The organism is Planomonospora parontospora (assembly GCA_014647935.1).
Lineage (GTDB): Bacteria > Actinomycetota > Actinomycetes > Streptosporangiales > Streptosporangiaceae > Planomonospora > Planomonospora parontospora.
Genome location: BMQD01000010.1, coordinates 159,647 through 172,277, shown reverse-complemented (window position 1 = coordinate 172,277; position 12,631 = coordinate 159,647). Strand labels below are relative to the sequence as shown.

General features: G+C 73.5%; 15 protein-coding genes. 2 read left to right on the top strand and 13 right to left on the bottom strand.

The window, feature by feature from the left end; genetic code table 11:
• Positions 1-34 precede the first annotated feature (34 nt).
• The 3 genes from IEZ07_RS17465 to IEZ07_RS17455 form a co-directional block, all read right to left on the bottom strand.
• Entirely contained in the window at positions 35-646 is a 612-nt protein-coding gene (locus IEZ07_RS17465) for a GNAT family N-acetyltransferase (RefSeq protein WP_068896984.1), read from the bottom strand.
• A gap of 127 nt (positions 647-773) precedes the next feature.
• Positions 774-1,340, bottom strand: a complete 567-nt coding sequence (locus IEZ07_RS17460) for a CGNR zinc finger domain-containing protein (RefSeq protein ID WP_191895719.1) — start codon at positions 1,338-1,340, stop codon at positions 774-776.
• 146 nt (positions 1,341-1,486) lie between these two features.
• Positions 1,487-2,875 (bottom strand): aminotransferase-like domain-containing protein, encoded by a 1,389-nt coding sequence (locus IEZ07_RS17455; RefSeq protein WP_239320104.1) that lies wholly within the window; start codon positions 2,873-2,875, stop codon positions 1,487-1,489.
• A 127-nt stretch (positions 2,876-3,002) separates the two neighbouring features.
• On the opposite strand from IEZ07_RS17455, the gene IEZ07_RS17450 reads away from it, so the two are divergent.
• Positions 3,003-3,944 carry a DMT family transporter gene (locus IEZ07_RS17450; RefSeq protein WP_239320080.1) on the top strand — a complete coding sequence of 314 codons (942 nt, stop codon included), beginning with the start codon at positions 3,003-3,005 and terminating at the stop codon, positions 3,942-3,944.
• 19 nt (positions 3,945-3,963) lie between these two features.
• On the opposite strand, the gene IEZ07_RS17445 is transcribed toward IEZ07_RS17450, so the two are convergent.
• Positions 3,964-4,920, bottom strand: coding sequence for a helix-turn-helix transcriptional regulator (locus IEZ07_RS17445; RefSeq protein ID WP_191895716.1), 957 nt, complete (start codon positions 4,918-4,920; stop codon positions 3,964-3,966).
• Positions 4,921-5,011: 91 nt separating this feature from the next.
• Here IEZ07_RS17445 and IEZ07_RS17440 point away from each other — a divergent pair, with 91 nt between their 5' ends.
• On the top strand, positions 5,012-6,001 hold the full coding sequence (locus tag IEZ07_RS17440) for an MDR family NADP-dependent oxidoreductase (protein ID WP_191895715.1): 990 nt from the start codon (positions 5,012-5,014) through the stop codon (positions 5,999-6,001).
• Positions 6,002-6,179: 178 nt separating this feature from the next.
• On the opposite strand, the gene IEZ07_RS17435 is transcribed toward IEZ07_RS17440, so the two are convergent.
• From IEZ07_RS17435 to IEZ07_RS17395, 9 genes are all read right to left on the bottom strand, one after another.
• Positions 6,180-6,833, bottom strand: a complete 654-nt coding sequence (locus tag IEZ07_RS17435) for a hypothetical protein (protein ID WP_191895714.1) — start codon at positions 6,831-6,833, stop codon at positions 6,180-6,182.
• Positions 6,830-7,624 carry a MerR family transcriptional regulator gene (locus IEZ07_RS17430; protein WP_191895713.1) on the bottom strand — a complete coding sequence of 265 codons (795 nt, stop codon included), beginning with the start codon at positions 7,622-7,624 and terminating at the stop codon, positions 6,830-6,832. Before IEZ07_RS17430 ends, IEZ07_RS17435 begins: the two co-directional genes overlap by 4 nt.
• Positions 7,625-7,741: 117 nt before the next feature.
• Positions 7,742-8,188: a type II toxin-antitoxin system VapC family toxin gene (locus IEZ07_RS17425; protein ID WP_191895712.1), complete on the bottom strand. Its 447-nt coding sequence runs from the start codon at positions 8,186-8,188 to the stop codon at positions 7,742-7,744.
• Between the two features lie 5 nt (positions 8,189-8,193).
• Positions 8,194-8,484: a FitA-like ribbon-helix-helix domain-containing protein gene (locus IEZ07_RS17420; protein WP_191895711.1), complete on the bottom strand. Its 291-nt coding sequence runs from the start codon at positions 8,482-8,484 to the stop codon at positions 8,194-8,196.
• A 285-nt stretch (positions 8,485-8,769) separates the two neighbouring features.
• Positions 8,770-9,546 (bottom strand): alpha/beta fold hydrolase, encoded by a 777-nt coding sequence (locus tag IEZ07_RS17415; protein ID WP_191895710.1) that lies wholly within the window; start codon positions 9,544-9,546, stop codon positions 8,770-8,772.
• Between the two features lie 95 nt (positions 9,547-9,641).
• On the bottom strand, positions 9,642-10,958 hold the full coding sequence (locus tag IEZ07_RS17410) for an RNA polymerase sigma factor (RefSeq protein WP_191895709.1): 1,317 nt from the start codon (positions 10,956-10,958) through the stop codon (positions 9,642-9,644).
• A 49-nt stretch (positions 10,959-11,007) separates the two neighbouring features.
• On the bottom strand, positions 11,008-11,349 hold the full coding sequence (locus tag IEZ07_RS17405; RefSeq protein WP_068896974.1) for a YciI family protein: 342 nt from the start codon (positions 11,347-11,349) through the stop codon (positions 11,008-11,010).
• A 108-nt stretch (positions 11,350-11,457) separates the two neighbouring features.
• Positions 11,458-11,952, bottom strand: a complete 495-nt coding sequence (locus tag IEZ07_RS17400) for a GntR family transcriptional regulator (RefSeq protein WP_191895708.1) — start codon at positions 11,950-11,952, stop codon at positions 11,458-11,460.
• A 95-nt stretch (positions 11,953-12,047) separates the two neighbouring features.
• Positions 12,048-12,527: a GntR family transcriptional regulator gene (locus IEZ07_RS17395; protein ID WP_191895707.1), complete on the bottom strand. Its 480-nt coding sequence runs from the start codon at positions 12,525-12,527 to the stop codon at positions 12,048-12,050.
• Between the last annotated feature and the right edge of the window lie 104 nt (positions 12,528-12,631).

Sequence of the window (12,631 nt, the reverse complement as noted above, 5' to 3'; positions counted from 1 at the left end):
CCACCGGCTGACGCGCCGGTGATCGGGCGGACCGTCAGCTGATGTCGGTGGCCATGCGGACCATCCGCACCGGGCGGCCCATGTCCAGGACCCGCTCGGCGCCGTCCTCGCCCCAGCCGGCCGACTCCAGGAACCCGAGCAGGGCGTGGTTGTCGGCGAACACCCAGGTCACGACGGTGCGGTAGCCGTCCTCGCGCAGGTGGTCGACCGTGGCGTTGAGCAGGCGGCTGCCGTGGCCGCGCCGGACGTGGTCGGGGTCCACCAGGAAGGAGAGCATCTCGGCCGTGACGGTGGGGTCGAGGTCGGGGTCCTCGGCCGGGGCGTGGGAGGCCAGCCCCACCACGCGTTCCGCGCCCTGCATCGCGGCCATGGCCTCGATCCCGCCGGGGCCGAGCGCGGGGAACGCGTCGGTGTCCAGGACGACCTGCTCCACCGCGACCAGCACGCGGTGCAGGGAGGTCGGCGGGGTGACGATCGCCTCGTCCCACTGCCGGCGCCACATCTTCTCGGCGGCCGGGCCGGTCATCTGCTCCAGCGGCCCCTCGGGCAGGAACTCCCTGTAGCCGTATCGCCAGGCGCGGATCTGGGTCTTCGTCACCGCGTCGACATCATCGTGCCGAGCCGCCCGCACGCCTACGTCTGCCATCTCGGCCCGCTCCTTATCTGCCGTACGCCACCAGGACGCGCTGCCTCGCAGGTCTCGTGCCACGCGAGCGGGCATCAGGCGGGTGGACCCGGGAGACAGGCAGTTACACCGTATCGGGGAATCTGGCTCACAGATGACGCGAACCTGTCCCCGTCTGTCGGCGTGCCCGATATGCCCTGGTCTTGGTGCGGTTTCCGCACACCTTCATCGAGCACCATGATCGGGAACGGTTCTTGGAGGAGTCGACGAACGCCCACTGGCAGGTGCTCTCGGTGCACACCTTGAGCCGCGGCCAGAGCCCTTCGACGCGGACCTCCACCACCGCCGCCGCGATCCTGGCGAGCCCGGCCAGGACTCCGGTCCCGGTCGGTTCCAGGACGGGCCCGGCGGGGGTCAGGACGACGGCGACCGGTAGCCGGCCGAACGAGCGGGGGAGCGGGGAGCCGCGGTCCGGGGGGCGGTCGGGGCCCGGGGCGTGGTTGGCGCGCAACGCGGCGCGCAGGGTCTCGCGGAGGTCGACGGCGGCGGCCAGCTCCTCGTCGCCCGCGGGATCGCCGGTCCCGGCCAGGCCGCGTCTGGCGAGCCAGGCGACGAGCGCCGCCGGTGAGGAGAGCGCGTCGGTGTCGCTCTCGACGTCGTAGCTGTTGACGAACTCGCACACCAGGACGGCGGGCTCGGGCGCGGGCTCAGGCATGGACGGATCACCCCTTCGTCACCACTGTATGGCATTAGGTGGTTCTCCTTGCCTCCGACGCCTCCGGAAGTCCGCCGACGGCGTGTCCGGCGGGCTCATGAGCCGTGCGGCCCTGCCTCGGGTCCGAGAGGAGACCCGAGACCGGATCATGAGGCCACCCGCTCCACCGCCAGGGCCAGCCGCCGAACCCCCTCGGCCAGCTCGGAGGGGTGGGTCGCCGCCGTGTGGGTGAGGCGGAGCCGGGGCCCCGGCGGCTCGGCGGGGTAGTGGACGCGTCCCGGGCCGACCAGGACCCCCTCCCTCCGGGCCGCCTCCACCACGGCGTCCTCGTCGAGGTCCTGCGGGAGCCGTACCCACAGGTGCAGGCCGCCCCGGGGCACGAGGTGGGGCTCGGCGGCGGGCAGCCGGGCGGCGAGGGCCGCGAGGAGCGCGTCCCTGCGGGCGGCCAGCTCGCCGGTGAGGGCGGCCAGGTGGCGCGGCCAGGCGGGGGAGCCGACGAACTCCAGCACCGTCTCCTGCAGCGGCCTGGCCACGAAGAAGGAGTCCACCACCTGACTCGCCCGGAGCCGGTGGGCGGCCGGGCCCCGGGCGATGACCCCCGCCACGCGCACGCTCGGGGACAGGACCTTCGTCAGGGAGTTGACGTGGACCACGGTGCCGTGGGTGTCGAGCGCCACCAGCGGCGGAGGGACGGGCGCGGTCGTGAAGTAGCGGGCGTAGTCGTCCTCCACCACGAACGCGCCCGCGGCCCGGGCCACCGCCAGGACCTGCTCGCGGCGCTCCAGGCCGAGCGTCGCGCCGGTCGGGTTGTGCAGGGTCGGCTGGCAGCAGAGGACCCGCGCGCCGGTGACGGCGAACGCCTCGGCCAGGAGCTCGGGCCGCACCCCGTCGCGGTCCGTCGGCACGGCGGTCGCCCGCAGTCCGGCGGCCCGCGCGGCGGCGAGCGCGCCGGGGTAGGCGGGGGTCTCGACGAGCACCGGGGAGCCGGGGGCGGCCAGGGACCGGAAGGCGTGGGTGAGGGCCGACTGCCCGCCACCGACCACGAGGACGTCGGCGGGGGTGACGTCCCCTCCGGCCTCCTGGGCGAACCACCGGCGCAGCTCCGCCAGCCCGGTGACCGGCGGGACCGCCCAGGCGTCGGGACGGCGCAGGGCGCGGGCGGCGGCGGTGCCGAGCGCCCTGGACGGGCAGAGCGCGGGATTGAGGTAGCCGCCGGTCATCGGGACGGTCCCCTCGGGCGGCGGCGTGAGCAGCCCGACCACCCGGGTGTCGTCCACCACCCGGTCGCCCAGGGCGACCGTCTGCCAGGAGAGGTCGGCGGGCTCGCTCCTCGTGCGGGCGGACCGAGGTGCGACGTAGGTGCCGCTGCCGGGCCGGGTCACCACCCGTCCCTCGGCCGCCAGCCGGCCGAGGGCCCGCGAGACGGTCACCGGGCTGACGCCGTGGCGGCGCGTCAGCTCCCGGCTCGACGGCAGTCTGTCCCCCGGCCGGAGCCGCTCCGTCTCCTCACGGAGGATGGCGGCCAATCGGAGGATACTGCTATCGTCATTCATGAGAAACAAGAGTAGCGCTATCGCCTCCACATGGATAGCGGATGCGGTCGGCCCCTTCGTTCAGAGCGGGTCCGCCGGTCCCGAGGTCTCGGGAGTCCCAGGCCTCCCCGTGCCGCCTTCCTCCCTCCCGAAGTCCTCCGTCCCGGGCTCCCCCAGCCGGACCCCCTCCGCTCCGAGTGCTCCCGCAGGAGCCTGGCAGGGGACGCTGCTGGCCGGGCTCGGGGTGCTCGCGTTCTCCGGCTCGTTCCCCGCGACGGTGTTCGCGATGGAGGGCTTCGATCCCTACCTGGTGGCGATCGGCCGGGCCGTGGTCGGGGCGGTGGCGGCGCTGGCGTTCCTCCTGGCGGCCCGGGTGCCGCTGCTGCCTCCCCGCTCCCAGCTGAGGTCCTACTTCGTCATCGTGGCCGGCGTGGTCTTCGGCTTCCCGCTGCTCAGCGGGCTCGCGCTCGACGCCGGGACGAGCGCGGGGCACGCCGCCGTGGTCATCGGGCTGCTGCCCGCCACTACGGCCGCCTGCGCCGTACTGCGGGCCGGAGAGCGGCCCCGGCCGCTGTTCTGGCTCGCCTGCGGCCTGGGGGCGGTCTCGATCACGGTCTTCAGCCTCAGCCGGGGCGGCGGCCGTGTCAGCGGGGCCGACCTGCTCCTGGTCGGGGCGCTGCTGGCGGCCGCCGCGGGCTACACCGAGGGCGCGCGGCTGACCCGCGAGACCCCCGGCTGGCAGGTGATCTCCCGCGCCCTGGTGGTGGCCGCGCCGCTCACCGTCCCCGCGACCGCCGTCCTGGCGCTGACCACCGAGGTCCGGCCGGGGGCCCTCCCGCTGGCCGGGTTCGCCTACGCCGGGCTGGTCTCGATGTTCCTCGGCTTCATCCCGTGGTATGCGGGCCTGGCGCGGGGAGGCATCGCCCGCGCCGGGCAGACCCAGCTCGCCCAGCCGCTGCTGACGCTGGTGTGGGCCGGGCTCCTGCTCGGCGAGGAGGTGGGGGCGGCGACGGTGGGGGCGGCGCTGGCCGTACTGGCGTGCGTCGCGCTGACGCAGCGGGCCCGCTCCTGAGGCGGCGCGGCGAGGAGGGTCATCCGGGTGCGCGGGTGCCCCGGACGAAGCGGGCGCCCCACTCCTGGACGTGCGCGGCGAACTCCGGTGGCCCCAGGACCTCGAACTCGGCGCCCGCATTGCCCAGCGCCTGGGTCGGCCAGTCGAGGGAGGCCGAGGTCATGGTGAGCCGGCAGCTGTCCTGATCGAGGGGGTCGACCGTGCCCCAGCGGCCGACCGCCTGCCGCACCCGCGAGGCGGGCGCGTGCACGAGGACCTCGACCGTGTACGGGACCGGGGCTCCGCTCGCCGCCTGGACGAAGGCCACGGCGTCCCCGGCCGGGAGCGTCCTCGGCCGGAAGCGCGTGCCGGTCGCCGTCGGCTCGGTCAGCCGGTCGAGACGGAAGCTACGCCAGTCGTGCCGGCCCAGGTCGTAGGCCACCAGGTACCAGCGTCCGCCGAGTGCGACGACGCGGTGCGGCTCGACCTCGCGCTCAGTCGGTGCCGAGCCTCTGGCCGTGTAGCCGAACCGCAGCCGCTCCTCGTCCCGGCAGGCCTGGGCGACCGCGGTGAGCACCCCCGCCGCGACGACCGGCCCGGACGCGGCAGCGGAGAGGGTCATCGCCCGCAGGGCGTCCACCCTCGCCCGCAGCCGGGGCGGCAGGACCCGTACCACTTTGGTGAGGGCGCGCAGCGACGCCTCCTCCATCCCCGCGATCCCGCTCTGCGCCGCGTCGCCGACGCCCACCGCGAGGGCCACCGCCTCCTCGTCGTCCAGCAGCAGCGGCGGCAGGACTGCGCCGGCCGCGAGCTGGTAACCGCCGTCGGTGCCCCGGGCCGCACCGATCGGGTAACCGAGCTCGCGCAGCCGCTCGATGTCGCGGCGCAGTGTCCGCTCGGAGACCCCGAGCCGGTCGGCCAGCTCCAGGCCGGACCAGTGCCGGTGGGTCTGCAGCAGCGAGAGCAGTCTGAGGGTCCGTGCGCTGGTGTTCGCCATACCGGCATCCTGCCTCGACTTCCGGTCGGAAACTGGCCGGAAGCCTTCCTAGAGTCGGTCTCGACGCCGTACCCGAGGTAAGGACAGAAAAATGATCAGCCGTGAGATCCAGCTGACCGCCCAGATCGCCGGCACCCCGACGCTCGGGCATTTCACCGTGGCCGAGACCGAGGTGGACGGCGAGGTCCTGGTGCGCACCGACCAGATCGGGCTCGCCGCGACCTACCTGGAGCTGATGCGGGCCGACTGCACCATCCCGGTCCCGGCCTGGCAGCCGGGGCAGCGGGTGGGAGCGGCCGCCATCGGTACCGTGGTCCGATCCGACAGCCCCGGACTCCAGGCCGGTGACCTGGTCCAGTCGATGACCGGCTGGAGCGAGTACTCGGCCGGTCCGGCCGGCTCGTACCTCAAGCTCGACCGGGGACTCTTCGCCGACCCGGGCTACCACCTCGGCCAGGGGCCGACCGCCTACCACGGGATGGCCGAGGTGGCGGCCGTCGGCGAAGGCGACGTGGTCTTCGTCTCCGGCGCGGCGGGCGGGGTCGGCTCGCTGGCCGGGCAGATCGCCAGGTGCCTCGGCGCGGCGCGGGTGATCGGCAGCGCCGGCAGCCCCGAGAAGGTCGACTACCTGGTGAACGAGCTCGGCTACGACGCCGCCTTCGACTACCACGACGGCTCCACGGCCGACCGGCTGCGGGAGCTCGCGCCCGAGGGCATCTCGGTCTTCTTCGACGTCGTGGGCGGCGAGCAGTACCAGGGCGCACTGCAGGCGGCCCGGCCCGGAGCACGCTTCGCCCTCTGCGGCTCACTGTCCAGCCAGCTCGGTGACGCGGCGGAGCGCTTTCCGCAGCCCGATCGCGCGGCGGCCGAGGCCAGGGGTGTCGAACTGCTGCCGTTCTCCTGCCACCACACGCCCGATCAGCTCGCGGCCTGGCGCGAGCACTTCAGCGGCTGGCTGGACGAGGGCCGCTTCGTCTACCCGCAGACGGTGGTCGAAGGCGGGATCGAGGACGTGCCGCAGGCGTTCCTCTCCCTGCTCCAGGGTTCCTACCGGGGCAACGTCTCGGTGCGCCTGCCGTGACCGCACTCTCCCTCCGGGCCCTGCACCGGGCGCTGCCGGACCGCCGGTTCCTGCCGGAGCGCACCGATCGCACCCCGTTGGAGTGATCGGGCGGCTGGTCGTACCGGAGCCGGTGCCGGGACCGTCCGGCCTGCGCGTGGACGAGGCCTCCGGCGGACGCGCCGAGCCTGGAGAGCGGTCAACCGGCGTCCCCGGCGGTGGCCCGGTCATGCCGTACGGCCTGCAGCCGGGCCGACAGTTCGCGGACGAACTCCCCGGGGCCGTCGGCGTGCAGGCGGACGAGCGAGGCCGTGCCGGTACGGCCCAGCGGCAGGATGACGGGGACGGGCTCGGACAGCTCGACGGTGACCGACGTCCGCGCCGAGACGACCACCTCCAGCCGGTCCCCGCCCAGCCGGACGGTGCCGCCGTCGTGGACGCGCCGGTCCAGCCGGACCCCGGTGATCAGGTGGAGCGGGATCCGCAGGTCGAAGGCGGCGCCGTACCGGACGCGCAGTTCCCCGGTCGAGACCACGTGCGGTCGGGTGACCCCGGCCGCGACGGAGCCCAGGACCTGCGCGACCAGGCAGACGTGCAGTACCAGCACGGCCAGGTGCACGACGGGCCAGGGGATGAGGAACGCCATGGCCGCGCCTTCGAGGACGAGGACGAAGAGCATCGCCAGCATCACCGGGACCTCGCCGCGCAGGTAGCCGAACACGCGGTCGCCCTCGCGCACGCCGTGCCTCCCGCCGGTCGGCCAGAGCAGCAGGCTCGTGATCGTCCGCCTCTGGTGGCGGACCAGCCCGCCCGCGGCGGTCAGGACGGCCTGCCGCGTCCATCGGTGTGTCATGTGGCGCTCCTGTCCGCCAGCAGGGCCATGACCTGGCGGACCACCTCGGCCTGGGCAGGCGGCAGGTCGGCGAGGAACGCCCGCGCGAACGCCTCCTGCTCCCCGGCCGGAGCCTCTCCGTCCGCGCCGCCGTCGGCGTCCGCGGGCCGCAGGGCCGGATCCAGCAGGCCGGAGCGGAGCATCTCCGGAGGTACGGCGTCGGCCAGCCGCTCGGCCAGTCCGGGGACCCGCGGATCACCGGGGTCGGCGTCGGCCAGCGCGTCCAGCTCCCGGTACAGATCCTCCACCTTGCCCATGCGGCCGGCGTCGGGGGCCGTCTCCAGCAGCAGGCGGTGCGTGTCCGGTCCGGCGGCGGTGTCCAGCAGGGCGAGCAGTTCGCGTTCCCTGGCCAGCATGCCCGTCTCCGCCTGCGGCAGGCGGCTCAGCAGGCCGGCCATCCCGGGGGAGACCGGGTCGTCGGGATGGAGGCTGTCCCGGGTGAGCAGTTCGGCCAGGCGGGCGCGTCTGAGCCGGATCCCCTGCTCCTGGCGGGCCAGGTCGGCGTCCAGCTCCGTGAGGATCTCCCGCAGGTCGCGGCCCCGGTCGTCGGCCAGCGCGTCGCCGACCTCGGCCAGGCTGAGGCCCAGCTCGGTCAGGCGCCTGATCCTGGCCAGCGTGACCGCGGCGCGCAGGCCGTACACGCGGTAGCCGTTGGCCCGCCGTTCCGGCTCGGGCAGCAGGCCCAGCCGGTGGTAGTGGCGCACGGTCCTGGTCGAAACGCCCGCCAGGGCGGCCAGCTCTCCGATTCGCATGCGCCCATTAGAGACGTTGACGCTGCGGCAAGGTCAACGTCTACGGACGATCAAGATCAGGCACCCGATGCCCTCGTGGGCGACGGTGAGTCACCGCCGCACGGGGCGGGGGCATCGTCACACCGGGGTGAAGCCGAGTGCCGCGGCCGCCTCGGACTGGGCGGTGCCACGGCTGGCGAAACCGAGCTTGTCTCCCGGACTCTCCAGCAGCGGGACGGCGGCCAGTTCGGCGGTCGCGAGATGGAGCGCGTCGAGGGCCCTCAGCCCGTGGGCGTACACGATCTGGGTGGCTCTGCGCTCCACGGTGTCGCGGGGTGCGGCGACCAGGGTGACCGGACCGTCCTCTCCGAGGTCCGACGCGAGGGTGGCGAGCGTCATGTCCAGCTCCAGTAGCCGATGGCAGCGAGAGGCGCGGACGAGCACTCCGGTCACCTCCACGACGGTCAAGGTGCCGGTGACGAGAAGATGATCGGAGCTCTGAAGCAGGGCTCGTGCCTTGTCGTGCCCGGGTTCGTCGAAGAGGTACGCGCAGGCCAGGATGGAAGAGTCGATATAGGTGAGCATTCGGCTCAGCGGCCTTCGGCCCAGAGGGTGTCGAGGATGGAGCCGAGACCTTTGGAACTGGAGAGCGCACGCTCACGTTCGGCCTCGGTGACCGGAGCGGAGGGAAGGGGATCGGCGAGGACGCCGAGTCGTCGGGCACGCGCGCGAAGCTCCGCCCGGGCGTCCAGCACTTCGTCGGACACGCCGCGGGCGAGGATCTCCCCGGCGGTGGCGTTGATGGAGCGGCCGGTCCGCTGGGCCCGTCGGGTGATGCGCTGGTGGAGATCGTCGTCGATGCGAAGGAGCAACTGCTTCATGGAGAGACGATATCAATAAAAAGAAATAAATGATATCACTTTCCTGGTGGTGATCCGTGTCCGCTCTCCCCGGGAGACCCTGCGGTCGGCGGGATGGACGAGAGCTCCGGGACGCCTCATCAACCGGTGGCCCGGCCGTACCGTCACGCCCCGGTATGCGGTGTCCGTGTGGGTGACGGCGTGACCGCGGCATGGGCGTGGGCGGGGACGAGGACCGGCCGCAGGAGGCGGCCGGTCCGGGACCGGGTCCGGGCGGGCGTTCTCACCCGGTCCGGTTCCTCCGTCTCACCCCGGCAGGAACTCCCTCAGCGCGGGGGCCAGCACCTCCCAGTCCACGTCGTGGCTCTGGCCCTCCAGGACGTGGGAGCGCGCGTCGGGCAGGGCGGCGGTGAGCGCCCGCGCCATCTCGCCGGTCCAGGACCCGGTCCCGGTGCCGTGCAGGACGAGCACCGGGGCCTTGACGGAGGAGACCAGGCCGGGCGGGAGCGTGCCGTCGCCCATGACGGCGGCGTCGTAGGCGAGCGTGTGGGCCAGCGCCTCCAGCTCCGGCCACATCGGCGCCCGGCGCATCGCCTCGACCATCTCCCCGGGCAGGCCCACGGTCGCCATGAACAGCGCCATGGCGTCGCCGCGACGGCCCGCGCCGAGCAGCTCGGCGAGCCGGGAGGCGTACTCCCACTGCCTGCGCGGGGCGTCCGGGTCGAGCATGAACGGCGGCTCCCAGAGCGCCAGCCGGGTGACGGGCAGACCGGCCGCCGCCGCGCGCAGGGCGAGGACCGCGCCGGAGGAGTTGCCGAAGAGCGCAGCCGACCCGCCGGCCGCGCCGATCAGCGCGTCGAGGTCCTCGATCTCCCGCTCGACCGCGTACGGCGCGGTGTCACCGCTCCCGCCCCGCCCCCGGCGGTCGTGGTTCAGCACCGTGAACTCCGCCGCCAGCAGTTCGGCCAGGGGCGCGTGGACCGTCCGGGTGCAGGAGGCGCCGCTCACCAGGACGACCGGGGGCCCGTCTCCCAGCCGGTCGAACGCGATCTCGGTGCCGTCGGCGGAACGTACCTTCTCCATGAGAACCTTCTTCCCTCGTATGCGGGTGTGTCCGACCTGCCGACGAACGGATCGGGGCCGGACGGACAGGTCCGCGGGAGGAATCCTCGGAGATCTCAGGGAGCCCGCGGTCCCGCCACCTCGGCGAGCCGCCGGGCGAGGTAGCGGCGCTCGGCGTCGGTGGGCGCCAGGCCGATCGCCGCGCGGTAGGCGGCCGCCGCCTCGTCCGCGCGGCCCAGGCGGCGCAGCAGGTCGGCGCGGGTGGCGGGCAGCAGGTGGTAGCCGCCCAGCTCTCCGGCCGCCTCCAGTCGCTCCACCAGCGCCAGCCCGGCGGCCGGGCCCTCGGCCATGCCCACGGCGACCGCCCGGTTCAGGCCCACCACCGCGGAGGGGACCAGCCGGGACAGCACGCCGTACAGCGCGGCGATCTGGGCCCAGTCGGTCTCGGCGGCGGTGGTCGCGGTGGCGTGGCACGCGGCGATGGCGGCCTGGACCTGGTAGGGCCCGGGCCGCCGCCGCAGCAGCGCGTCCTCCAGCACCCGCACGCCCTCGGCGATCGCGGCCGCGTCCCACCGCGTGCGGTCCTGCTCTTCCAGGGGCACCGGCTCGCCCGCCGCGTCGAGGCGTGCGGTACGGCGGGCGTCGTGCAGCAGCATCAGCGCGAGCAGGCCGCCGGCCTCGGGCTCGTCCGGCATCAGCCGGGCGAGGAGCCGGGCCAGCCGCACGGCCTCGGCGGTCAGGTCCCGGCGGAGCAGATCGGTGCCGGAGCCGGCCGCGTAGCCCTCGTTGAACAGCAGGTACAGCACACCGAGGACGGAGGCGGTGCGCTCCGGGAGCAGGTGGGCGGGCGGCATCCGGTACGGGACGCCCGCGTTGCGGATCTTGTTCTTGGCTCGGGTCAGCCGCTTGGACATGGTCTCCTCGGAGACCAGGAACGCCCGGGCGATCTCGGCGGTGGTCAGGCCCGCCAGGGTGCGCAGGGTGAGCGCGACCCTGGCCTCGAACGCCAGCGCCGGATGGCAGCAGGTGAACATCAACCGCAGCCGGTCGTCCGGCACGCCGGCGTCCGCCTCCCGGCCCTCCTCGTCCTCGCCGTCGCCGTGCCCGTCGGCCGTGCCGGCTCCGGAGCCCCGCCCGGACGCGGCCTCCAGCAGGGCCGCCTCGCGCAGCTTGGCCGCGCCCGCGGCCTGCCGGCGGAGCAGGTCGACGGCCCGGTTGCGGGCGGTGACGGTCAGCCAGGCCCCGGGGTTGCGCGGCACGCCGTCGTGCGGCCAGCGCTGGAGCGCCCGCGCGAAGGCGTCCTGCGCGCACTCCTCGGCCAGGTCCCAGTCGCCGGTCAGCCCGATGAGGGTCGCGACGATCCGCCCCCACTCCTCCCGGAAGACCCCGGCGACGGCCGCCTCGATCTCGCCGGAACCTCCTCCGGCCGTCACGGGGGACCGCCGGGTCGCGGGGGTCGGCCGGCCGGACAGGGGAGCGCGCTCACGCCGGAAGGAGCGGACGGACCTCGATCGTGCCGTGCCGGGCCACGGGGTGCCGGGCGGCCGCCTCCAGGGCCTCGTCGAGGTCGGCGCACTCGATCAGGGAGAAACCCGCGACGACCTCCTTGGTCTCGGCGAACGGCCCGTCGGTCAGCAGCACCTCGCCGCCGCGCACCCGGACCGTCGTGGCGTCGTCGGGCGGCCGCAGCCCTCCGGTCTCCACCAGCGCGCCGCGCCGCCGCATCTCGTCGGCCCAGGCACGGCAGTCCGGCAGGAAGGACCCGTCGGCCTGCATCGCCTCGTACGCCGGAAGATCACCGCAGACCAGCAGCATGTAACGCATGCCCCTCCTCCAGGACGACCGGACGCCGACCCTACTCGGAACCGAGGACAGAAGAAACGGCGCGGACCGCTCGTCCCCCTTCCCGCCATCGTCGGCATGCCTCTCCCGCTACAGGCCGCTGTTCCCCTCCGGCCACTCGCCGGGCGGGTTCACGTAGGTGCCGCGTTGAGGGACGGTGTAGACCCAGCCCTGCTCCCGCAGGAGTCCGACGGCACGCCGTACCGTTTCCCTGGCCACGCCGTGCCGCTGGACCAGCGCCGTCTCACTCGGGATGGGACGGCGTGGCTTGAGATCACCGCGTGTGATGCGAGTGGTCAGATCGTCGGCGATCTCCCGATACAGAGGAGTCGAGCGGTTCGCACGCCGAGGACCGCCCGGCGGGCCGACGAACGTCCCCTCTCCCGGGATCGCGTGGACGAGACCTTCGTCGCGGAGCACTCGGACGGCTCTCCGGGCTGTGGTGCGGGCGATGCCGAACTCCTTCCGGAGTTTCGACTCGCTGGGTACGGCGGAGCCGGGGCGGATCGCACCGTCGGAGATGCGCCGCCGGATGATCTCGGCCACCTGCAGATAGAGATGGGTGTCGCCTTCGTGGTCCAGCATGAGGTCACTGTAGTGACGGGATCGGATAGAAGCATCCGTCTACCTGACCTATGAATACGTCACTGGACTAGCAGATACTAGTTTGTGGTGATTGATCATTCTTTTGGCCAATCCTCGCGAGGTGAGACATATGTTCCTCGATAGGGCACGGTGAAGACCCATCCCTGATCGCGGAGGAACGCCATGGCCTGGCGCACGGTGGCCTTGGCGACGCCGTACTGCTTGATCAGCTCTTTCTCTCCGGGAATCCGCCGGTTCGGAACCAGCTCGCCACGCACGATGCGCTCCCGGACCTCCGCCGCGATCCGCTGGTAGACCGGAACGCGGTCGTCCGGGCGGGGCGTGCCCGGCTCGCCGACGAAGGTGCCCTCTCCCTGGACCGTATAGACGAGCCCCTGCTCGCGGAGCTCCCTCGCCACTCGGCGCGCCGTCGTGCGGGCGATGTCGTATTCGACCTCGAGTTCGGCCTCGCTCGGCACCGGCTCGCCGGGGCCGAGATCACCGGCCAGGATGCGTCCGCGAATCTCCTCGGCGATCTGTTTGTAGACCGGAACCGGCCCTTCACGGTCAAGCATGTCCGAATGATAGACCAAAAGGCACATGGAGGAATAAATGGTACATGCAGTAAACCATTGGATAGGTGCACTAGACCAGTAGGGGTGGAGTGGCCTATTGTCGG

Coding starts and splice junctions, on each gene's coding strand:
- IEZ07_RS17395 (WP_191895707.1), bottom strand. CDS start 12,527: ATGCTTGACCGTGAAGGGCCGGTTCCGGTCTACAAACAGATCGCCGAG.
- IEZ07_RS17400 (WP_191895708.1), bottom strand. CDS start 11,952: ATGCTGGACCACGAAGGCGACACCCATCTCTATCTGCAGGTGGCCGAG.
- IEZ07_RS17405 (WP_068896974.1), bottom strand. CDS start 11,349: ATGCGTTACATGCTGCTGGTCTGCGGTGATCTTCCGGCGTACGAGGCG.
- IEZ07_RS17460 (WP_191895719.1), bottom strand. CDS start 1,340: ATGCCTGAGCCCGCGCCCGAGCCCGCCGTCCTGGTGTGCGAGTTCGTC.
- IEZ07_RS17445 (WP_191895716.1), bottom strand. CDS start 4,920: ATGGCGAACACCAGCGCACGGACCCTCAGACTGCTCTCGCTGCTGCAG.
- IEZ07_RS17425 (WP_191895712.1), bottom strand. CDS start 8,188: ATGCTCACCTATATCGACTCTTCCATCCTGGCCTGCGCGTACCTCTTC.
- IEZ07_RS17430 (WP_191895713.1), bottom strand. CDS start 7,624: ATGCGAATCGGAGAGCTGGCCGCCCTGGCGGGCGTTTCGACCAGGACC.
- IEZ07_RS17440 (WP_191895715.1), top strand. CDS start 5,012: ATGATCAGCCGTGAGATCCAGCTGACCGCCCAGATCGCCGGCACCCCG.
- IEZ07_RS17465 (WP_068896984.1), bottom strand. CDS start 646: ATGGCAGACGTAGGCGTGCGGGCGGCTCGGCACGATGATGTCGACGCG.
- IEZ07_RS17435 (WP_191895714.1), bottom strand. CDS start 6,833: ATGACACACCGATGGACGCGGCAGGCCGTCCTGACCGCCGCGGGCGGG.
- IEZ07_RS17415 (WP_191895710.1), bottom strand. CDS start 9,546: ATGGAGAAGGTACGTTCCGCCGACGGCACCGAGATCGCGTTCGACCGG.
- IEZ07_RS17420 (WP_191895711.1), bottom strand. CDS start 8,484: ATGAAGCAGTTGCTCCTTCGCATCGACGACGATCTCCACCAGCGCATC.